The organism is Shewanella sp. Actino-trap-3 (assembly GCF_002836275.1).
Taxonomy (GTDB): Bacteria; Pseudomonadota; Gammaproteobacteria; order Enterobacterales; family Shewanellaceae; genus Shewanella; species Shewanella psychromarinicola.
The window spans coordinates 1,835,135-1,855,501 of record NZ_PJCE01000001.1 but is presented as its reverse complement, the minus strand read 5'-3'; the positions used below and the strand labels follow the sequence as shown (position 1 = coordinate 1,855,501).

21 protein-coding genes are annotated in these 20,367 nt (G+C 43.3%); 17 read left to right on the top strand and 4 right to left on the bottom strand.

Annotated features, from left to right (window positions below):
* Nucleotides 1–317 precede the first annotated feature (317 nt).
* Nucleotides 318–857 carry a restriction endonuclease gene (locus CXF80_RS07900; protein ID WP_101032365.1) on the top strand — a complete coding sequence of 180 codons (540 nt, stop codon included), beginning with the start codon at nt 318–320 and terminating at the stop codon, nt 855–857.
* Between the two features lie 469 nt (nt 858–1,326).
* On the opposite strand, the gene CXF80_RS07895 is transcribed toward CXF80_RS07900, so the two are convergent.
* Nucleotides 1,327–1,533 carry a hypothetical protein gene (locus CXF80_RS07895; RefSeq protein WP_101032364.1) on the bottom strand — a complete coding sequence of 69 codons (207 nt, stop codon included), beginning with the start codon at nt 1,531–1,533 and terminating at the stop codon, nt 1,327–1,329.
* 23 nt (nt 1,534–1,556) lie between these two features.
* Here CXF80_RS07895 and CXF80_RS07890 point away from each other — a divergent pair, with 23 nt between their 5' ends.
* Both CXF80_RS07890 and CXF80_RS07885 read left to right on the top strand, forming a co-directional pair.
* On the top strand, nt 1,557–2,036 hold the full coding sequence (locus CXF80_RS07890) for a DUF2947 domain-containing protein (RefSeq protein WP_101032363.1): 480 nt from the start codon (nt 1,557–1,559) through the stop codon (nt 2,034–2,036).
* A gap of 138 nt (nt 2,037–2,174) precedes the next feature.
* The gene (locus CXF80_RS07885) at nt 2,175–2,732 is read left to right on the top strand and encodes a chalcone isomerase family protein (RefSeq protein ID WP_101032362.1); all 558 of its coding nucleotides are present in this window, start codon (nt 2,175–2,177) and stop codon (nt 2,730–2,732) included.
* A gap of 535 nt (nt 2,733–3,267) precedes the next feature.
* Here CXF80_RS07885 and CXF80_RS07880 read toward each other — a convergent pair.
* The 3 genes from CXF80_RS07880 to flgA form a co-directional block, all read right to left on the bottom strand.
* The gene (locus tag CXF80_RS07880) at nt 3,268–3,729 is read right to left on the bottom strand and encodes a flagella synthesis protein FlgN (RefSeq protein WP_101032361.1); all 462 of its coding nucleotides are present in this window, start codon (nt 3,727–3,729) and stop codon (nt 3,268–3,270) included.
* 101 nt (nt 3,730–3,830) lie between these two features.
* Entirely contained in the window at nt 3,831–4,160 is a 330-nt protein-coding gene (gene flgM / locus CXF80_RS07875) for a flagellar biosynthesis anti-sigma factor FlgM (protein ID WP_101032360.1), read from the bottom strand.
* A gap of 74 nt (nt 4,161–4,234) precedes the next feature.
* Nucleotides 4,235–4,942 carry a flagellar basal body P-ring formation chaperone FlgA gene (flgA, locus tag CXF80_RS07870; RefSeq protein ID WP_101032359.1) on the bottom strand — a complete coding sequence of 236 codons (708 nt, stop codon included), beginning with the start codon at nt 4,940–4,942 and terminating at the stop codon, nt 4,235–4,237.
* 609 nt (nt 4,943–5,551) lie between these two features.
* On the opposite strand from flgA, the gene CXF80_RS07865 reads away from it, so the two are divergent.
* From CXF80_RS07865 to CXF80_RS07800, 14 genes are all read left to right on the top strand, one after another.
* Complete coding sequence (locus CXF80_RS07865) at nt 5,552–6,472, top strand: chemotaxis protein CheV (RefSeq protein ID WP_101032358.1); 921 nt, start codon at nt 5,552–5,554, stop codon at nt 6,470–6,472.
* A gap of 60 nt (nt 6,473–6,532) precedes the next feature.
* Nucleotides 6,533–7,366: a CheR family methyltransferase gene (locus CXF80_RS07860; protein ID WP_101032357.1), complete on the top strand. Its 834-nt coding sequence runs from the start codon at nt 6,533–6,535 to the stop codon at nt 7,364–7,366.
* A 136-nt stretch (nt 7,367–7,502) separates the two neighbouring features.
* Nucleotides 7,503–7,901 (top strand): flagellar basal body rod protein FlgB, encoded by a 399-nt coding sequence (gene flgB / locus CXF80_RS07855; protein WP_101032356.1) that lies wholly within the window; start codon nt 7,503–7,505, stop codon nt 7,899–7,901.
* A 2-nt stretch (nt 7,902–7,903) separates the two neighbouring features.
* Nucleotides 7,904–8,320: a flagellar basal body rod protein FlgC gene (flgC, locus tag CXF80_RS07850; protein WP_101032355.1), complete on the top strand. Its 417-nt coding sequence runs from the start codon at nt 7,904–7,906 to the stop codon at nt 8,318–8,320.
* A 23-nt stretch (nt 8,321–8,343) separates the two neighbouring features.
* On the top strand, nt 8,344–9,129 hold the full coding sequence (gene flgD / locus CXF80_RS07845; RefSeq protein ID WP_101032354.1) for a flagellar hook assembly protein FlgD: 786 nt from the start codon (nt 8,344–8,346) through the stop codon (nt 9,127–9,129).
* A gap of 60 nt (nt 9,130–9,189) precedes the next feature.
* Nucleotides 9,190–10,566: a flagellar hook protein FlgE gene (flgE, locus tag CXF80_RS07840; protein ID WP_101032353.1), complete on the top strand. Its 1,377-nt coding sequence runs from the start codon at nt 9,190–9,192 to the stop codon at nt 10,564–10,566.
* A gap of 265 nt (nt 10,567–10,831) precedes the next feature.
* Nucleotides 10,832–11,572, top strand: a complete 741-nt coding sequence (gene flgF, locus CXF80_RS07835) for a flagellar basal-body rod protein FlgF (RefSeq protein ID WP_101032352.1) — start codon at nt 10,832–10,834, stop codon at nt 11,570–11,572.
* A gap of 15 nt (nt 11,573–11,587) precedes the next feature.
* Nucleotides 11,588–12,376, top strand: coding sequence for a flagellar basal-body rod protein FlgG (gene flgG, locus CXF80_RS07830; protein ID WP_101032351.1), 789 nt, complete (start codon nt 11,588–11,590; stop codon nt 12,374–12,376).
* Between the two features lie 9 nt (nt 12,377–12,385).
* A complete protein-coding gene (gene flgH / locus CXF80_RS07825) occupies nt 12,386–13,060 on the top strand; it encodes a flagellar basal body L-ring protein FlgH (protein ID WP_101032350.1) in 675 nt (224 codons plus the stop codon).
* Nucleotides 13,061–13,070: 10 nt separating this feature from the next.
* Nucleotides 13,071–14,177 carry a flagellar basal body P-ring protein FlgI gene (locus CXF80_RS07820; protein ID WP_101032349.1) on the top strand — a complete coding sequence of 369 codons (1,107 nt, stop codon included), beginning with the start codon at nt 13,071–13,073 and terminating at the stop codon, nt 14,175–14,177.
* Between the two features lie 17 nt (nt 14,178–14,194).
* Nucleotides 14,195–15,379 (top strand): flagellar assembly peptidoglycan hydrolase FlgJ, encoded by a 1,185-nt coding sequence (flgJ, locus tag CXF80_RS07815; protein ID WP_198554744.1) that lies wholly within the window; start codon nt 14,195–14,197, stop codon nt 15,377–15,379.
* Nucleotides 15,379–17,298, top strand: a complete 1,920-nt coding sequence (gene flgK / locus CXF80_RS07810) for a flagellar hook-associated protein FlgK (RefSeq protein WP_101032347.1) — start codon at nt 15,379–15,381, stop codon at nt 17,296–17,298. The genes flgJ and flgK overlap by 1 nt, the downstream gene beginning before the upstream one ends.
* 10 nt (nt 17,299–17,308) lie before the next feature.
* Nucleotides 17,309–18,520, top strand: a complete 1,212-nt coding sequence (gene flgL, locus CXF80_RS07805; protein ID WP_101032346.1) for a flagellar hook-associated protein FlgL — start codon at nt 17,309–17,311, stop codon at nt 18,518–18,520.
* Nucleotides 18,521–18,672: 152 nt separating this feature from the next.
* Nucleotides 18,673–20,151 carry a flagellin gene (locus CXF80_RS07800; protein WP_101032345.1) on the top strand — a complete coding sequence of 493 codons (1,479 nt, stop codon included), beginning with the start codon at nt 18,673–18,675 and terminating at the stop codon, nt 20,149–20,151.
* Nucleotides 20,152–20,367: the final 216 nt, after the last annotated feature.

Genomic DNA, 20,367 nt, shown 5'->3' with positions numbered 1-20,367 from the left:
TGAGCTCTTTCATACAGCTCTCTCTTTTCTTCCTCAGAGAGCTGTTCTATCTCCCTTACGAAATTATCAACCCTAGACTCTTCAAGATCAGATCCAGCAAGCGAGCAGTGGGGATGCTGATACCGTTTTTCCCATAAAAATCATGATTATGGCCTTACAGGTTAATGGGAGGATTACCATGAGAGTAGTCAACGTCTCAGGCTCTCAAACAGACATTCAATGTAACCTTGAAAAATCAGAGGATCACTTCTATTTTTGTTCTACATACTTATGAGTACATAGCCTGTTCTAGTCCAAAATTATGGAGTATCTACTTAATGATTTCTTATATAGCTCAACTTTTTGTTTCATACATTGGACTTCACTTTTTTATTGGAACTCAACCTAGCACACCAACATTTGTCTTAGTGGCTATGGTGCTTGGGCTTATCAATATCGCTATATTTTTGGAGCAAGAAAAAGATCGATATACGACAGAAATAAATAAAGCTATTAGGCTTGAAAAGATCGACAGTATGGATGGCCTAGAATTCGAACATTACGTTGCATGGCTTTTAAGTCAAAAAAATTACACAAGCGTCGAAGTTACAAAAGGCTCCGGTGATTTTGGAGCAGATATAATTGCTTGCCGTAACGGAAGACGGTATACCATACAAGTAAAAAGACATGCTCAGAAGATTTCTAGGAGAGCAATTAGTGATGCTTGTGCGGCTAAAGGTTATTATAATTGTACGGACTCAATGGTAGTTACAAACAATTATTTTACTCAAAATGCCATAGAGTTTGCTATGAGTGTAAATTGTGAACTCATCGATCGTGATATCTTAGTATCTTGGATCTTGGATCTTGGATCTTAGATATACAGATATTTAAATCTACATAAGCCTGAACTTATATACTTGAAGTGTCATACAGCATTGGAAAGAAGCTGAAATTTTTTTCTAACTTCTATCGTTAATTCTAAGCATTCCAAACAGCTCTCTTCTCTCCTCATCAGAGAGCTGTTCTATCTCCCTTACAAGCCCATCAACTTTCGACTCATGCTGAAGTGCCTAATAAATGTGCCGTGGTAATCCCTAATTCAGCTCTTACTTGCTCAATGTCTAAATGAGCATAGGTACTGGCTGTGATGATGGTTCTTGTTTAAATCGCTGTCTCGCGACAGTCAGCTATGACCTAACAACTTTCCTGACACAGGGGGGTTGTTTGATAAAGTACTAAAAAGTTGCCGCCACCCATAACGGTCCAGCTTGCTAGGGTGCGTCTTAAATCGTCAATGGCGATAACTATTTTGAAAGCACGGTCTGAGGTTCAGTACCGTGACGTTTAGCAACAGAGCTCTGCTCGTTCGGCTAAGTCATACCAAAAGCTACTTTGGCTGCTCTTTTGAATTCTTTCTTCGCGCACTTCTTCGCGCACTTTTTTCGATGATGTTTCAATTGCATTTCTGATGACTTTTTTATTTATTGGCAGATCATTTATGTCTGTTGCTATCGCAGTCTGATCGGCTTTAGCGCTATAATTGCGTTTCATTTTTAGTTGCTAGGAGCAATTGTTTGTCACATTCATATATTCCGTTTGATCTTTATAAGCGTAAGTGGATTTTTAACCATAAAGATTTGCCTGTGTCAGATGATGATAAGGCCTTGATTAAGCCATTGACCGATAAAAGTGCCATGGAAGTGTGGGATAAGTGGATAAGCAATAAGAGCAGTCGTGCGGAACTATTCGAGAAAGGTGATTGGCCAGCAAAGCAAGATGCTTGGACTGCAACGGATCATTGGCAATCGGCGTGGGACTCTGATGATATTGCGATGCCTGAAGCTATTACTAAACATATTCAATGGCCTGATGATACGGTTGTGTATTTTTGCTATGAAAAGTACCAAATCATTGAAACGCGCTGGTGTGTGTTTGTGCGTAATTGGAAGAGCTTTTTATTTTTTGATGATGGTCCTATTTTAATGGCGCCAAAGCACAAGCAAGCGTTGATGTTTCAACAAAATGGCCAATATAAGTTAGGCGTTCGTGGTTAGTTTATGAGTCGTTAATCTAAGCGTACTTAAGCTAATGATTTAGCAAATTAATGGGATGAATGACTGATATTGCAGTCGTTTATGTTGTAATGGTTTATACAGTGGTTATTTATATTGCTGTTTTTTTAGAGAGTTTAGATGAAGTTATTAGCTTTAATTGGCTGTTTAGTGTTGACGCTGCCGTTGTTGGTGCAAGCAAGAATGATTGCCGATGTTGATGTTGCTGAGCAAATGAATGTTGCAGAGCAACCATTAATATTAAATGGTGCGGGCGTGCGCAGTAAATTTTTTATGGATATTTATGTAGGCAGTTTGTACTTACCTACCAAAGTTTATACGCTTGAAGATGTGCTCGCTCAGCCTATAGCTGTAATCCAATTAACAATTACTTCTTCGATGGCCACCTCAGAGAGAATGCGTGACGGCATTACGAAAGGTTTTGAGACTGCTACCGACAATGACACCCATTTTATTGCCAAAGATATTGAACATTTCACTCAACAATTTGCTTACGACGTTGTCGAAGGGGATCAATTTACTTTTGTGACCCAAAAAGGCAAGGGCGTGCGCAGCATTAAAAATGGTCAAGTTCAAGGTGATATTGCTGGAGAGGCTTTTCGTCAGGTATTACTTAAAATTTGGTTAGGTGAAGAGTCTGCGCAACAAAGTTTACGCCAAGCAATGCTAGCTCAGTAACTCATCTGCTAGGTTCTAGGGCGGACTACGTCCTGCTAGTATCGCTTCGCTGCTAGAGCGGACTACGTCCTGCTAGGTTCTAGGGCGGACTACGTCCTGCTAGGGTCGCTTCGCTGCTAGGGCGGACTACGTCCTGCTAGGTTCTAGGGCGGACTACGTCCTGCTAGGTTCTAGGGCGGACTACGTCCTGCTGGGTTCTAGGGCGGACTACGTCCTGTTAGGTTCTAGGGCGGACTACGTCCTGCTAGGTTCTAGGGCGGACTACGTCCTGCTAAGAACAGCTTCGCTGCTAAGATTTTATAGCCTCTATGCCTTCCGCTTTATTTTTTCCGTTTATTCGCTTGTTATCGGATGCGGCTCAGATTTTATAGTCTCTAGCCGCGTAGTGCTCTAGGCTGTCGCTCAGATTTTATAGCCTCTAGCCGCGAAGCGTCCTAGCAGCGAAGCGCTCTAGGCTGTTGCTCAGATTTTATAGTCTCTAGCCGCGAAGCGTCCTAGCAGCGCAGCGCTCTAGGCTGTTGCTCTCTAGGTTTTATTAGGCTGTAAAATCATTACCAAGTGTTGAAATGGTGGAGGTTTTGCCTTTGTCATTGTAGGTTAAACTTGATGCATTACGGCTGGCTTGCAATGCTTGGGCAAATCGATTTAGGCTGGCGATATTGTGTTCAATTAAGCTGGCATTCTGGCTATTAATGTCTTTGCATTCTGCGAGAATAGATTTGGCCTGGGCGACTTTTTGTACCAGTTCAGGAGCTGTGGTAAGCAGGGCGTGCTGGGGGTGTTGAGCCAGTTTTTCGTCAGTCGCTTTCATATTGATTAAGCACTGGGTTTTGTCTTTGGAAAGCGTCAGTAGTTTGTCGGCATCTTGGTTTGTTAATGCGGCTTTTTCTTCAACAATAAGCAGTTTCAGCTGTGCTAAGGTCTGATTTTGGGTATCTAACAGTGCACTTAGCTCATCGTTTGGTTGTTCGCTTGGTTGTTTATTTAGCTCTGTCATAAATTACTCATTGGTTTTGTTAACTGACACTTATCTATGATGCAAGTTAGCACCTATTATGTGTGTGTCGTTAAAACAAATTAAAGAGTAACGTTTAACGGCTACTCTTTGTCAAACGATAGACTGCTTAGCTCTGCTTCAAAGCTGGCAATATTCGCAGCAAGCTTTTCTGGGTCGACTTTATAGCGTCCTTCAGAGATAGCGAGCTTAATTTCTGCGACCTTTTTTTGGTCAACTTCAGGTGTCGCTTCCATTTTTGCTTGCGCGCTCTGAAGCTGGTGAGCTTGAGCGGTGATGCTAACGGAATCGGCTTTAACCGGTGCCGCGGATTTTTGAGCCACAGCAGTATTAGGTTGCTTAGCAGACTGCGTGTCACGTGCAGTGCGCATTTGGGTATTAGCCGCAGTGTTATGCTTAATGTCAATTGCCATTGGAGGCTCCAGCGTAATGTATTAGGTTCTTCAAACAGATTATCGGCACTGTAGGAAAAAACTTTAGTCCTAGTTTACATTCTTACTTCAACTTCGCCAACCCCAACCACCACAGCATCAAATTGTTTACTCGTGTTACTGTTTTTTACCCTGATGACGTCATCAAGATTGCCGTCACGCAGTGCTTCACCAAGGGTTTTTATTTGAACATTAGCGGTTCTAGCGTAGATGGAAACCGAGTCACCTTTGCACACAAAACACAGGTTATTACTCAATACCGGCGAGTCTTTTGCCACGCGACGTTTCACTCGCGAACCGATTAATGTGTGGGTATCAGAAAAAAAGTGGCCTCTTAAACTATATTGGTCAACATACATGATGTTTAAGTGATGTGGAGCAATAATTTGGTCTGGAGACAGTAGCTGGTTAGCCACCACGACAGGGTATTGTATTTCAACTCGAACAGAGAGATACATTTGCCATGGATAGTCATAGTCTGGGCTGATACAACTTAGTTTGACCATGTTATTTCGACTAATGTCTCTGTCACTGGCGAGTTCGGCATTAATCGGTGGATAGCAGCGCGGTGGACTAAGACGACCTTCAAGATTTTGTGGGGTAATTTGCACCTTAGCATTGGCGTCGGCATCAATTTTTTTTGCGACTACCTCTTTAGCTAACGTATAAATGGTCGATAGAGTAGGTGTTAGTATTTCTTCGCTAGCAAATGCTGGCAAAGAAAGCGTCATTGAGCACAAAAAACATAAAAAAAATACTTTCATAATGAAGATCCTAGCTTGTGTTGCCAGAATGCACCTATACTTTGGAGAACGAAAAATATGCGAGTAATCTCTGCATACGCAATAAGCTAAAAATGAGGTGAGGGCATGATAATAACATTTCCCTTTCGTCAAAAAAGTGTCAGTTCACTGTAAGTGTTAACTTAGTAAAAGTTAAAGCAAGTTGCATGCCCACTTTTAATTCAATAATTTGATAAGTATTTGCTAGGCTGCTGATGGTTTGCCCAGAATGTGTCTCGTTCGTCTGATGAAAACCTCAATTGGGGGTAAATTGGGGGTAAATTAGAGACAGTAACGGTTATCAAATGGCCCTTTGTTCGGCTATTCACCCTGTATCGACTCACAATAGGCCCGCTATTGGCGCGGCAACTAACACTATTGTTAACATGTGAGTGCACCTTTATTAGCAAAGCACATGGCCTGTTTAATATTGCAGACTTGAAATAAACCCATTTTTAACGATTTATCCCCTCTCTTATCCAGAGTTGAGGTTAAAATAGCTAGCAAGCGTATTATATTAAACCAAGGTTCACTATAATGTTAACCAACAATTTTATCCTTTTGAGTAACAGTTAACTACAAGGCTGTGTTATGTCGAGCATTTTAGAATCAGTAAATAAACGCACTCAGCTTGTCGGACAAAACAGATTAGAGCTGTTACTGTTTAAGCTGAACGGTCGTCAACGCTTTGGTATTAACGTATTTAAAGTAAAAGAGGTATTACAATGTCCTCCACTGACAAGGCTACCTAAGTTAAACCCCTATGTTAAAGGTGTTGCGCATATTCGTGGGGAAACAATTTCTATTATCGATTTAAGTGCTGCAACCGGTGGGCGTCCACTGACATCAACTGAAAATTGCTTTGTTATCATTTCCGAATATAACCGCAGTGTTCAAGGATTTTTGGTCAGTTCTGTTGAGCGTATCATCAATATGAATTGGGAATCTATTTTGCCGCCGCCCCAAGGTTCAGGACGTTCTTCATATTTAACGGCTGTGACTGAGATTGAAGGTGAGCTGGTTGAAATTTTGGATGTTGAAAAAATTCTTGATGAAATTTCACCTGTTAAGACCTCTATCAGTAAAGAAGTCAGCGAGACGTTAACTATCGATAAAGAACAGCATTATCATATTATGGTTATTGATGATTCTACGGTGGCACGCAAACAAATTATTCGTTCGTTAGAGTCGTTAAATCTGCAAATCGATACCGCTAAAGATGGTAAAGAAGCGTTGATCATGCTGAAAAATATTGCCGCTGAAATGGATGATGTCTCAGTTGAGATCCCGCTGATTATTTCAGATATCGAAATGCCAGAAATGGACGGTTATACTTTAACTGCTGAAATTCGTGATGATCCAAAATTAAAGAACATAAAAGTAGTTCTACACACATCATTAAGTGGTGTGTTTAACCAAGCAATGGTAGAAAAAGTAGGTGCTAACGATTTTATTGCTAAGTTTAACCCCGATGAATTAGCCTCAGCGGTTAACAAACATTTGAGTTTATAAGCCTCTAATATTGAACAATATTAGAGGCTTAGCTCATTGGCCACATATTAGGAAGTTAATGTGACAGATAAATCACTTGCTGAAGCAGAGTACAATCAATTTAGGCTGTTTTTAGAGCAGCATAGCGGTATTGTGTTAGGTGAGAATAAACAATATTTAGTCCGCAGTCGTTTAGCGCCGTTGATGGGGAAGCATAATTTACCTTCTTTGTCTGAGGTGGTTAAAAAGTCGATGAAACCGATAGAACGTCAGCTGCGTGCTGAAGTGATAGATGCAATGACCACCAATGAAACCTTATGGTTTCGAGACCGTTATCCGTTTGAATTACTGAACAATACTCTACTGCCTGAATACAGTAAGCTTGGCAGACCGTTAAAAATATGGTCAGCAGCATGTTCTTCTGGGCAAGAACCTTACTCTTTGTCGATGACAGTGTTGGAATATCAACAGCGTAAACCCGGTGCTTTACCGGGCGGCGCGACGATTCAGGCAACGGACTTGTCACCATCAATGCTAGAGCGCTGTAAGAATGCTGAATATGATGGTTTAGCGCTGGCTCGTGGTTTGTCTGAAGAGCGTAAGCGTCAGTTTTTTGATGCTTTACCGTCGGGCAACATGACAGTGAAAGATAATGTTAAGCGTTTAGTTAACTTTAGAGCACATAATTTACTTGAAAGTTATAGCTTATTAGGTAAGTACGATATTATTTTTTGCCGTAATGTATTGATTTATTTTGGGCCAGAGGCAAAGACTAAAATTTTGCGGCAATTTGCTGCCGCACTTAATCCTAAAGGTATTTTATTCTTGGGTGCGTCAGAATCTCTAGCAGGCTTAAGTGATGAGTTTAATATGGTTCGCTGTAATCCTGGTATTTATTACCAAAAGAAAATATAGATAAAATAACAAGTTAAGCTATTTATCATGCCGGCATTCGTCGGCATGTTTGTTTTTGTCTTTTATTCGTTTAAAAATTAAATTGTTGGCATAACCCTTGCTTTATTACTAGCAGTTAGCTGATGGAGGCAATTTTATGGCGATTAATTTCGATAATGCATTAGGTGTTCACCAATATTCTTTGGGCATTCGAGCTCAAAGAGCAGAAGTAATTTCAAGTAATATCGCCAATGCCAATACTCCTCATTATAAAGCTCAAGATGTTAATTTTGCTTCCGCCATGAAATCGGCAAGCTCGCATCAACAAGGCTTGAGTATGAGTCAAACCACAGACAAACATTTTGATTTAACGGCGTTAAGTCAACAACATGTTCAATATCGAATGCCAAATCAAGCCGATACTGGCGATGGTAATACCGTCGATACCCAGAAAGAACAAGCAGCATTTATGCAAAATTCGCTCGAATATCAAATGTCATTAGGCTTTCTTGAGGGCAAATTTAATGGCATGCGTAAAGCATTGAGAGGTGACTAATCATGAGTTTATTTAATATTTTCAATGTGTCTGGTTCGGGTATGTCAGCGCAGTCAGTGCGTTTGAATACTACCGCCAGTAATATTGCCAATGCTGATTCGGTGTCAAGCAGTGTCGATAAAACCTATCGTGCACGTCATCCTGTTTTTGAGGCCGAAATGCTAAAAGCCAATAGCCAGCAAGACAGTTCGCCTGGTGTCAGCGTTAAAGGCATTGTCGAAAGTAACAAACCATTATTAAAAGAATACTCGCCAGACCATCCAATGGCGGATGGTGATGGTTTTATTTACAAACCTAATGTCAATGTGATGGAAGAAATGGCCGATATGATTTCTGCATCACGCTCTTATCAAATGAACGTTCAGGTGGCTGATGCAACTAAGTCTATGTTGCAACAGACGTTAAGGATGGGTAAATAGTATGATTATTCAAGGAGGTAACAATGAGCCTCGTTAACTCTTACAGTCAGTCTTTACCGCAACAGTCCAGTAGTGCTTCAAACACAAGTGCTACAACCAAAAATTCTGTGCAGGCAAATACGACCACCACGACCACAGGTAATCCTTTTCTTGACGGAATTCGCTTACCTGAAGAAAGTGCGATACCTGAAACAAAAGATCAGATGTTAAAGCAAGATGATTTCTTTGCTTTACTCAGTCAACAGTTGTCGATGCAAGATCCCTTTAAACCGGTTGATAATGATCAAATGATTGCCCAAATGGCATCATTTTCCACAGTCGATGGTATTTCAAATCTTAATGATGAAATTCTTAACCTCAATACTGTGATGAGTTCTAGCCAAGCATTGCAAGCTTCTGGTTTAGTGGGCCGTAAAGTGCTTATTCCTTCTGATACCGGGGCTATTTCTACTGAAAACTCAGAAATTAAAGGGGTGATCAGTACGCCATCAAGCATCGAATCTATTTCGGTCAGAATTGAAGATGAGTCGGGTCAGTTGATTAAGAGCTTTAATATTGATGGCAGTAAAGGCGGCAATGTTGACGTGACGTGGGATGGTTTAGATTCAGATGGCCAACCTGCAGAAGCCGGTAATTACGCCATTAAGGCTAGCGGTAAAGTGGATGGAACGTCGGAAGATTTAGCCGTATCGACTTATGCCCATGTTACCAGTGTGTCATTGGGCACTGTGGCGACAGGCGCTATTTTGAATTTGCGTGGAGTAGGTGGAATTAAGTTATCTGACGTACTCGCAGTATCTGAAACATAATACGGCCATCAACAAACAGTTGGCTGTCATCATAAATGAATTAATTGTGAGAGGTGAAACATGTCATTTAATATCGCACTGAGTGGTATTGCTGCCGCGCAAAAAGACTTAAATACAACCGCGAATAACATCGCGAACGTGAATACTATTGGCTTTAAAGAGTCTCGAGCAGAGTTTGCTGACGTGTATGCTAATTCTATTTTTTCCAACGGAAAAACCGCAGTGGGCGGCGGTGCCACCACCTCTCAAGTTGCGCAACAGTTTCATCAAGGTAGCTTGCAATTCACCAGTAACTCGCTAGATATGGCGATAAGTGGTGGGGGTTTCTTTGTTACCTCGTCAGAATTAGAGACTAAAGATCAGTCATTTACCCGTGCCGGTGCATTTAAAGTTGATTCAGGCAATTACATGGTTGACTCAGCAGGTAACTTTTTACAAGGTTTTCCCGTTGATGCAGATGGTAATTCAACGTCGGTGAGCTTAACCACCACCAAACCCATTGAGATCCCAGATACAGCCGGTAGCCCTGTAAAATCGTCAAACGTTGAAATACAGATGAATCTTAATGTGGGAGAGAATGCATTAGATCCCGCTAAGTTTAATCCTAAAGATTCTGACACCTTTAATAATTCCACCTCGGTGACGATTTATGATTCGCTAGGTGAGTCACATATTATGACCAGTTACTTTATTAAGCCTGAGCAGGGTTCATATACTGGCGAAAGTAATTGGGTGGCCTTTTATGCTGTCGATGGAAAGCCTGTTGACACGACTGTTGCTGGCAGTTATGAAACAGATACTGATGATGATGGCACCAAAGATAATAGTGCATTGGCAGAAGCTGCTGATCCCGATGGATTAGGAGGAACATGGTCGGGTGCAGTGCTTACCTTTAACTCAGTAGGTGCTAATATAGGCAGTAACCCAGATCCGATTACCACGGAGCCATTAGGCACTGCGGGTGCAAATGCTTTAGGCCCTGGGGCCGATGGTACTCAAACTCTTAATATAAAGTTTGATAATCCAACCCAGTATGCTTCTCCGTTTGAAGTGACTAAATTAACCCAAGATGGTATTACCGTTGGCCGATTGACTAACGTAGGTATTGGCGCTGATGGTTTAGTGACCGCAAGCTACAGTAATGGCTCAACGGTGCCGTTATCGCGAGTAGCCTTGGTGCGTTTTGCCAATGAGCAAGGACTCACCCAGGTGGGGAATACGTCTTGGAAAGCCAGTATCGATTCAGGTGCAGCATTAGCGGGAGAGGCCAATAGTGGTACATTTGGTAGTATAAAATCTTCTGCGCTTGAACAGTCAAACGTTGAGTTAACCACCGAGCTGGTGGATTTAATCTCGGCTCAGCGTAACTTCCAAGCTAACTCGCGTACCCTTGAAGTGAACAATACCTTAAACCAAACCATATTACAGATCCGCTAAGTTAACCACGCGTCATGATAGGTGTTGCCGTTTACGGCAACACCTTGCCTTTACCCCTTCATTATTCGCCCTCATTATTAGTCCTCGTTATTATTCCCTGGTGTTGTTTGATGCTTTTTTGACACTCATGAGTTATTCGTTAATGTTAATTCCTAACTGATTCAATCTATTACATCTCCATAATACGCCTTAAAACTCATTGGCATGATGCTTGCTTATTCTGTGTATATAAATTGTTTTTGCAGAAAGTTTGACGGAGCAACAAATGGACAAATTTCTTTATATTGCCATGAGTGGCGCAAAGCAAGGTATGAACGCCTTAGCAGTAAGTGCTAACAATCTTGCCAACGCCAATACTGATGGATTTAAAGCTGACATGGTCCAAGCCCGTTCAATGCAGGCCTTTGGTGAAGGCTTGCCTACGCGAGTATTTGCGATGATGGAAAGCCCCGGCAGTAACTTTAACGGCGGTCCCATTAAAACCACCGGTCGCGACCTTGATATCGCAGTTAAAGGCGATGGCTGGGTTGCCGTACAAGCGGCTGACGGTTCAGAAGCTTACACCCGTGCAGGCAGTTTGAAATTTGACAGTACCGGTTTGCTATTAAATAGCAGCAATCGTCCTGTGATGGGCAATTCCGGTCCTATTGTGTTGCCTATCCCAATTGAAAAAGTAGAAATTTCCGCCAACGGTATTATTTCAGTTAGGCCCCAAGGGGCGACGGCCGAAGTGGTCGAAGAAGTGGCGAGGATTAAATTAGTTAATCCTGGTAACGAGAACATGATGCGCGGCGAAGATGGTTTGTTCCGCCTGATTACCGGTGGCGATGCGCCAAAGGACCCCGGAGTTGAAGTTGTCAGTGGCGCAGTTGAAGGCAGTAATGTCAATTCAGTGCAAGAAATGGTCGCCATGATCGATATTCAACGTCGATATGAAATGCAAGTCAAAATGATGAAGAACGCTGAAGAAATTGATAAGGCGTCAGCTTCTTTGATGAGAATCTAGTTAGGAGTAATTATTATGCATCCAGCGTTATGGATAAGTAAAACAGGTGTAGATGCCCAGCAAACCAACATTGCGGTTATTTCTAATAACGTGGCTAACGCCAGTACTGTCGGATTTAAGAAAAGCCGAGCGGTATTTGAAGACCTACTTTATCAAACCGTTAATCAAGCCGGTGGCATTAGCTCAGACAACAGCAAGTTACCCAATGGCTTAAATATTGGTGCCGGTACTAAGGTTGTTGCTACCCAAAAAATGTTTACCCAAGGCAACATGCTCACCACCGATAACTCATTAGATTTAATGATTGAAGGTTCAGGCTTTTTTGAAGTGCAAATGCCAGATGGTACTGCTGCTTATACCCGTAATGGTCAGTTTAGCTTGGATGATACCGGTCAGATTGTTACCCCAGGTTCAGGCTATGTGGTTCAGCCGCCGATCACTATTCCCGATGATTCCTCCAGTATTACCGTATCCGCATCGGGTGAAGTGTCAGTGCAAACGCCAGGTACTGCAGCTAGTCAGGTGATTGGCCAGTTAACCATGACCGATTTTATTAATCCGTCAGGTTTAGATCCCCTAGGACAAAACTTGTATACCGAAACGGGTGCCAGTGGCACGCCTATCCAAGGTACGGCATCCCAAGACGGTTTAGGTTCTATTCGCCAAGGGGCACTGGAAACCTCTAACGTCAATGTGACTGAGGAATTGGTCAACCTTATTCAAGGACAACGTATTTACGAGATGAACTCCAAAGTGATCTCGGCGGTTGATCAAATGCTGTCTTATATTAATCAGAATCTCTAAGGCGTTAAGATGATTAAATACATTGCGTTAGCGTCAATGGTGTTATTAATTGGCTGTAGTTCTACGCCCAAGAAACCCATTGAAGATGACCCCTTTTATGCGCCGGTATACCCAGATACGATACCGACACAAGTGGCGGCAACGGGATCTATTTATCTTGATAGCCAAGCATCAAGCTTGTATTCCGATATTCGTGCTCATCGCGTCGGTGACATTATTACGGTGACCTTAAAAGAATCAACCCAAGCATCGAAAAGTGCCAATAACGAAATCAAAAAAGACACTGATTTAAGCGTTGAACCAATATATGCCGGCGGCAAAAATATTTCCATAAGCGGCGTCCCAATTGATTTGGGTTACGGCGACAGCATGAATACCAAACGCGAGTCTGATGCTGACCAATCAAACAGTTTAAATGGCAGTATTTCAGCCAATGTCATTCAGGTGCTCAGTAACGGCAACTTAGTGATCCGTGGCGAAAAATGGATTTCGATCAATAACGGTGATGAGTTTATTCGCATCACAGGGATGATCCGCAGCGAAGACATTAACCCAGATAATACTATCGATTCGACACGAGTGGCTAACGCTCGCATTCAGTATAGCGGCACAGGTACGTTTGCTGATGCCCAAAAAGTCGGTTGGCTGAGTTCATTCTTTATGAGTGAGTGGTGGCCTTTTTAAGGAGTAATGGATGAAAACTAAACTGATTGTTGCGACGGTATCGATAGTAGCGTCGATATTAATGTTAACCGCGCCGGCACATGCAGAGCGGATTAAAGACATCGCCAGTATTCAAGGGGTGCGAAGTAACCAATTAGTCGGTTATGGGCTGGTGGTCGGTTTGCCTGGTACGGGGGAAAGTACCCGTTATACCGAACAAACGTTTAGCACCATGCTGAAAAACTTCGGCATCAATTTACCTGATTCGGTTCGTGCTAGCTCAAAAAACATCGCCGTCGTTGCGGTGCATGCAGAAATGCCAGCCTTTATTAAACCGGGTCAAAAACTTGACATTACCGTGTCCAGTTTAGGCCAAGCAAAAAGTTTACGTGGCGGCACCTTATTACAAACCTTCTTAAAAGGGGTGGATGATAATGTCTATGCCATTGCTCAGGGCAGCTTAATTGTCAGTGGTTTTAGCGCTGAAGGGCTTGATGGCTCATTGGTGATCCAAAATACCCCAACGGTCGGCCGCATTCCCAGTGGCGCCATTGTCGAGCGCAGTGTCGTCAGTCCCTTTGCCAGCGGTGATTACCTTACCTTCAATTTACGTCGTGCTGATTTTTCTACCGCTAAACGCACCGCAGATGCGATTAATAATTTACTCGGCCCCGATATGGCCAAGGCCATTGATGCCACCTCTATTCAAGTGAGTGCGCCACGGGATGCATCACAGCGAGTGTCATTTTTATCGGTATTAGAAAACATCGATGTTATACCGGCAGAAGAATCTGCCAAAGTGATTGTTAACTCACGTACTGGCACCATAGTGGTTGGCCAAAACGTTAAGTTATTACCAGCCGCGGTGACCCACGGCGGATTAACCGTCACCATTGCCGAAGCCACCCAAGTGTCACAACCTAACGCATTAGCGGGCGGCGATACGGTTGTTACCGCTAACAGTACGATTGATGTGTCAGAAAAAGATCGTCGCATGTTTATGTTTAACCCCGGCACCACACTTGATGAACTCGTCAGAGCCGTGAATTTAGTGGGCGCAGCCCCATCTGATGTCCTTGCCATACTCGAAGCGTTAAAAATGGCAGGCGCTTTGCATGGTGAACTCATCATCATCTAATAATTGTCGGAATGACTATGGATAAGTTGTCAGCTTCATCGAACTTTTTGGATCTAGGAGGACTAGATTCACTTCGCGTCCAGGCCCAGAAAGACGAGAAGGGGGCACTTAAAGAAGCGGCTAAGCAATTTGAAGGTATTTTTATTCAAATGCTAATGAAAAGCATGCGAGATGCCAATGCCGCGTTTAAGTCAGACAGTCCAATGAACAGTGAAACCACCGCGTTTTTTGAAAAAATGCGCGATGAGCAAATGTCGGTCGACCTATCAAATAAAGGCATGCTAGGGCTCGCAGAGATGATGATGCAGCAACTAGACCCTGAAGATAGCGCCGTTACGCCAGCATCGGTATTGCGTGGCAATAGCGATTATAAAGTTAATCCGAGTATGTTTGCAGCGCCGCCAACGGCATTAGATAACGACACCCTTGATGCCATTGCGCCAAAAGATCAAATAGCAGCATCGCATTCTATTATGGGCCATTCTGTTATTGCCCATTCTGTTATAGATAACGCCGAATCTATGCGACCTATGTCGACCCAGCTTTCTAATGCGTTAGAGGCTAAACCGTTATCCAGTGTGTTAGACCGTGAGCAATTAGCGAGTGTGTTACGCGGTGAACAATTAGCCAGTCAAGCTGCGCAAGCAGGCAAAGGTTTGCCGCAGGCAGATGTTACTGTGCCAAAAGATAAAGGCATTATGGTGAGTCAATTTACCAGCCCTGAGCATTTTATCTCAGTGTTATATCCCCACGCTGAAAAAGCGGCTAAATCGTTGGGAACCTCTGCAGAAGTATTAATTGCTCAATCCGCGTTAGAAACGGGTTGGGGCCAAAAAGTGGTCCGTCGTAACGACGGCACCATGAGTCATAACTTATTTAACATCAAAGCAGACAAACGTTGGCAAGGTGAGAAAACCTCAGTCAATACATTGGAATTTGAAAAGGGCATTGCGGTGCAACAAAAAGCGGATTTCAGAATGTATGACAACCTTGAGCAGAGCTTTAATGACTTTGTGTCGTTTATTAGCCAAGGCGATCGTTATCAAGATGCGCGCAAAGTGGCCGCTGAGCCGACTCAATTTATTAAAGCGTTGCAAAAAGCCGGCTACGCCACCGACCCTCAATATGCCGATAAAGTCATCAATGTGATGAAGTCGGTAAAAGAAGGCCTTAAATCTGTATTACCTGTGGAGACTCAATAATGTCGATTGACTTACTTAATATCGCTCGCACAGGTATTCAAGCATCCCAAGCACAATTAGGCGTCACCAGTAATAACATCGCTAATGCCAATACAGAAGGTTATAACAGACAAGTCGCGACTCAGGCGTCATCACAATCTCAACGCTTGGGCAATAATTTTTATGGCACCGGCACGTATGTATCTGATGTTAAACGTGTTTATAACGAATTTGCCGCACGTGAGTTACGGATTGGCCAAACTAGTATGAGCGCGGCTGAAACCTCTTACAGTAAGTTAAGCGAACTAGACCAAATTTATGCTCAAGTGGGCCAAATGGTGCCCGAAAATTTGAATAACTTTTTTGCCAGCATTAATAGTGTCGCCGATTTACCCAGCGACCTTGGTATTCGCAGTAGCAGCCTTAGTTCGGCGCAGCAGTTGGCCAATGGCCTAAATCAAATGCAATCACAACTTGATGGCCAGGTGAAACAAACCAATAGCCAAATTGAAGCCATTACTACTCGTATTAATGAGATTGGTAAAGAGCTAGGTAGCCTCAATGTAGAGTTGATGAAATCTCAAGATCAAGACAGCCAAGTGCTAGACAAGCAAGGTGCTCTCATTCTAGAACTGAGCGAATATGCCCAGGTCAATGTGATCCCGTTAGACACAGGTGCCAAGTCCATTATGCTTGGCGGCTCAATGATGTTGGTGTCGGGTGAAGTGTCAATGTCGATGGGCGTGAGTGCCGGCGACCCTTATCCTAATGAGCCGCGCATTAATGCCTCCATTGGCGATAAAACCCTTAATGTCGACCCGTCTAAATTGGGCGGCCAATTAGGCGCATTATTTTCTTTTCGGGACGACACCTTAATACCCGCCAGTACTGAACTTGGCCAATTAGCACTTGGGGTGGCAGACACCTTTAATGGCATGCAATCAAAAGGAATTGATTTAAATGGTGAGGTTGGCAGTAACATTTTTGCTGATATTAACGATCCGTTAATGGCATTAGGCCGAGTAGGGGCGTTTTCAACCAATACAGGTGATGCTTTAATGTCAGCCAATATTGATGATGTTGGCGCATTATCGGGTGGCAGTTATGAGTTGAGCTTTACCACCGCAGATGGCTATCAACTAAAAGATAACCAAACCGGTAAGCAAACTGCACTAACGTTAACGTCAGGTCAATTAACTAGCGATGCCGGTTTTAGTATTAATGTTGATATTACCAATGGTCCAATTGCCGATGGCGACAAGTTTGAAATTCGTCCTACCGCCGGTGGCGCTGCAGGCTTAAAAGTGGTGATGACCGACCCTAAAGGTATTGCCGCAGCGGGGCCGACCTTAACACCAGCCACTGCTAACTCAGGTAACACGGCAATTAGCTTAAATAGCATGGATTCATCCGCTGGTGGCTTTCAAGGTATCGGATCATCTATTACCTTCCAACTTGATACTGCCGCGAACACATATGAAGCTTTTAATGCCGCTGGTGCCTCATTAGGCACAGGCGCTATCACAAATAACAATATCAACGCTTTTGGTATGGATTTCGATATTACCCGTAATGGTACCGCTACTGCCGACAGCTTTACGTTTGATTTGTCATTGGCCGAAGGCGACAACAGCAATGCGGTAGCAATGGCGAGCTTATCAAACAGCAAACTAATGAATAACGGCACGGGCACATTAACCAGCGTATTTGAAAATACTAAACTCGATATCGGCAGCCAAACTAAATCTGCTGAAGTGCGCGTTAGCTCCGCCACGGCCATATATCAACAAGCTAGCAACCGTGTTCAAAGTGAGTCAGGTGTCAACCTTGATGAAGAAGCCGCAAACTTAATGCGCTTCCAACAATCTTATCAAGCCTCCGCCAGAATTATGACAACAGCCCAAACCATTTTCGATACTTTATTCAGCTCGGTTCGCTAGGAGATAAATCATGAGAATTTCTACCGGACAAATGTTTCAACAAAACACTGCCAGTATTTTAGAAAAACAATCTGCCACCAACACCATCATGGCGCAAATTTCCAGCGGCAAAAGGGTTAACACCGCCGGCGATGACCCTGTCGCTGCCATTGGTATTGATAACTTAAAGCAAAAAAATGCTTTAGTAGACCAGTTTGTAAAAAACATTGATTACGCCACCAGTCATATTCAACAAGCCGAAAGCCAGTTAGGCCAAGCGGATACCTTGGCTGGCAGCATGAAAGAGTTAGTGCTCCGCGGCGCCAACGGCAGCATGACGACTGCCGAGCGGCAAGTGATTGCCGATGACATGCGTCAAAGTCTTGAGCAATTAATGTCCATTGCCAACACCAAAGATGAATCAGGCAATTATATTTTCGCTGGCAATAAAACCAATAGCGCCCCCTTTGCCTTTGATAATAACGATCAAGTGGTGTACAGCGGTGACTCAGGTACTCGTAAAAGCAATATTGCCGCAGGGGTGCAAGTTAATACCAATGTGGCTGGTGATGCGGCATTTATGAACGCCGCCAATGCCATGGGCGATTACGGCGTCAATTATTCGTCAACCCAGCAGGGTGATTTTGTGGTGTCCAGCGCCAAAATCACTAACACAGCAACTCATGTGCCTGACACCTACAGTTTTAACTTTGTTGATGACGGTGCAGGCGCCATGAATTTAGAGGTGAGCGACAGTGCGGTTCCGGCAAGCATTGTCACTACAGTTGCCCCTTTTGACGCTTCGGTGCCGGTGAGCGTTAACGGTATTGAAGTCAAATTAGATGGTGAGCCTAAAATTGGTGACTCGTTTACTATCGAACAACAGCCACAAGTCAGTATATTCGACACTTTCAGCAAGGCTATCGCATTATTTGAAGCTGGCGATAAGGCACAAACCCCTGCCGGTCAATCAGAGTTGGCACAACTATTGAATAACATTGATAGTGGCGTCAATCAAATGAGTCAGCAGCGCAGCGTTACGGGCAACAGCCTTAAAGCGCTGCAACAGTATAGCGACAATCATACTGATGAAAAATTGATTAACACCTCGGCATTATCAAGACTAGAAGATTTAGATCTTGCCTCGGCCATTACCGAATTTGAAAAGCAACAATTAGCGCTCAATGCAGTATCGAGTGTGTTCAGTAAAATCAGCTCGACCAGTTTATTTGATTATATATAAACATAATGTAGATAGGTTCTTATGCTTGGTCAGTTTTGCTTGGCCTTAAGTCAGTATCTATCGATAAGTTCATACACCTTAAACAGTTTAATGATTAACCGTTTAGCCAAGCTCCGAGTCTTGGCGTTCAACTAAGAAGAGGATTCAATATTATGGCTATTTCAGTTAATACCAACGTCACCTCCATGAAAGCCCAGGGCAACCTAAATAAAGCCCAAAGCGCAACATCAACCTCTATGGAGCGCCTAGCGTCGGGTCTACGCATTAACAGTGCTAAAGATGATGCCGCCGGTTTGCAAATCGCCAATCGTATGACCAGTCAAATTAACGGTATCGGTGTCGCCATGCGTAATGCCAACGACGGTATCTCAATTGCCCAAACTGCTGAAGGCGCCATGGGTGAGTCAACTAATATCTTACAACGTATGCGTGACTTGTCTTTGCAGTCTGCTAACGGCTCAAACTCTTCATCGGATAGAGCCGCAATGCAAAAGGAAGTTAGCTCGTTGCAAGATGAATTAACCCGTATTGCTGAAACTACCTCATTTGGTGGCCAGAATTTGCTCGATGGTTCTTATGGTACCCAGAAATTCCAAGTGGGCTCTGAGGCAAATGAGACGATTAGCCTATCGCTAAGTGATGTATCAGCAGACAAACTGGGTAGTCACTCGCAAACTCTATCGGGAAGCTCCGTTGGTTTAGGCCGTGGTTATGCAGCAGGAGCAGCTGACGTATCAGCAGCTAACGGCGTGACTGGTTCAACTTTGAAGGTTAATGGTACTGTGTCCAAAGACATTACCGTTACAGGCGGCGATTCAGCTAAAACGATTGCAGCTAGCATTAATGCAGAGTCTGATGCGACAGGCGTAGAAGCTAGCGCGACGACATCGCTGAAAATAGATACTCTAGGAGACCCTGGCGATATTAGTTTTACGTTAAACGGTAAGTCTGTGGCGGCAACGATTTCAGATAAGACAGATTTGAGCAGCTTGGCTGCTAACATTAATGATTTGACATCAGATACCGGTGTTACGGCATCAATTGATGATGCTGGCGCGTTAATTTTAGTGGATGATACTGGCGCAGACATGACCATCCTAGATTTTGCCAATAGTGGAACCGATAAGACCGTAAACGTAACAGCGGTAGGTGCAGATGGTGCAGATAATGGTTCTGCAGTTGCCCTTACAGGTGGTGCTGCTACTGACTCAATTAAAGTTGCCGGTGAGGTTGAACTTGACTCTCTTCAAAAGTTCAATACTCAAGCGGGCGATGTTACGACTGGGGCGACTGTGAATATAACCGGTTCAGCGCTTTCAGAGATAGCTGATGTAGATATTGGAACATCAACGGGTGCTCAGAGTGCTATTAATGTTATTGATGCTGCAATAGCTCAAATTGATGGAAGTCGAGCTGATCTGGGTGCGGTGCAGAATCGGATGGATTTCACTATTAATAACCTGAGTAACGTACAAAACAATGTGACCGATGCGCGTAGCCGTATTCAAGATGTTGACTTTGCCTCAGAGAGTGCAGAGCTTAGTAAGCAGCAAATTCTGTCTCAAGCCTCATCGTCAATGCTTGCGCAAGCGAACCAGCTACCACAAGTGGCGTTATCGCTACTGCAATAACAAGTTGAGTCAATTAATACGATATTAAAAACCGCCGCTATTTAGTGGCGGTTTTTTGCTTTATAAGGTTAATTTACTGAAAATAGCTGTTTATTGCGTTTCTATAGATTTAGTTTTGTGCTGTGGTAAAAAAAAACTAAAGTTCCTCATTACCTTGCCGTTAGCTTAATTGTAACCCATTAAATGATCCGCCTGGCTAAGTAAAGACAGGCAATG

Excerpts from the sequence above, each read along its gene's own strand:
- flgG (WP_101032351.1), top strand. The coding sequence starts at position 11,588 with ATGCATCCAGCGTTATGGATAAGTAAAACAGGTGTAGATGCCCAGCAA.
- CXF80_RS07900 (WP_101032365.1), top strand. The coding sequence starts at position 318 with ATGATTTCTTATATAGCTCAACTTTTTGTTTCATACATTGGACTTCAC.
- flgF (WP_101032352.1), top strand. The coding sequence starts at position 10,832 with ATGGACAAATTTCTTTATATTGCCATGAGTGGCGCAAAGCAAGGTATG.
- flgD (WP_101032354.1), top strand. The coding sequence starts at position 8,344 with ATGAGCCTCGTTAACTCTTACAGTCAGTCTTTACCGCAACAGTCCAGT.
- CXF80_RS07820 (WP_101032349.1), top strand. The coding sequence starts at position 13,071 with ATGAAAACTAAACTGATTGTTGCGACGGTATCGATAGTAGCGTCGATA.
- CXF80_RS07895 (WP_101032364.1), bottom strand. The coding sequence starts at position 1,533 with ATGAAACGCAATTATAGCGCTAAAGCCGATCAGACTGCGATAGCAACA.
- flgA (WP_101032359.1), bottom strand. The coding sequence starts at position 4,942 with ATGAAAGTATTTTTTTTATGTTTTTTGTGCTCAATGACGCTTTCTTTG.
- flgB (WP_101032356.1), top strand. The coding sequence starts at position 7,503 with ATGGCGATTAATTTCGATAATGCATTAGGTGTTCACCAATATTCTTTG.
- flgK (WP_101032347.1), top strand. The coding sequence starts at position 15,379 with ATGTCGATTGACTTACTTAATATCGCTCGCACAGGTATTCAAGCATCC.
- CXF80_RS07865 (WP_101032358.1), top strand. The coding sequence starts at position 5,552 with ATGTCGAGCATTTTAGAATCAGTAAATAAACGCACTCAGCTTGTCGGA.
- CXF80_RS07800 (WP_101032345.1), top strand. The coding sequence starts at position 18,673 with ATGGCTATTTCAGTTAATACCAACGTCACCTCCATGAAAGCCCAGGGC.
- flgL (WP_101032346.1), top strand. The coding sequence starts at position 17,309 with ATGAGAATTTCTACCGGACAAATGTTTCAACAAAACACTGCCAGTATT.
- flgJ (WP_198554744.1), top strand. The coding sequence starts at position 14,195 with ATGGATAAGTTGTCAGCTTCATCGAACTTTTTGGATCTAGGAGGACTA.
- CXF80_RS07880 (WP_101032361.1), bottom strand. The coding sequence starts at position 3,729 with ATGACAGAGCTAAATAAACAACCAAGCGAACAACCAAACGATGAGCTA.
- flgC (WP_101032355.1), top strand. The coding sequence starts at position 7,904 with ATGAGTTTATTTAATATTTTCAATGTGTCTGGTTCGGGTATGTCAGCG.
- flgE (WP_101032353.1), top strand. The coding sequence starts at position 9,190 with ATGTCATTTAATATCGCACTGAGTGGTATTGCTGCCGCGCAAAAAGAC.
- CXF80_RS07885 (WP_101032362.1), top strand. The coding sequence starts at position 2,175 with ATGAAGTTATTAGCTTTAATTGGCTGTTTAGTGTTGACGCTGCCGTTG.
- flgM (WP_101032360.1), bottom strand. The coding sequence starts at position 4,160 with ATGGCAATTGACATTAAGCATAACACTGCGGCTAATACCCAAATGCGC.
- flgH (WP_101032350.1), top strand. The coding sequence starts at position 12,386 with ATGATTAAATACATTGCGTTAGCGTCAATGGTGTTATTAATTGGCTGT.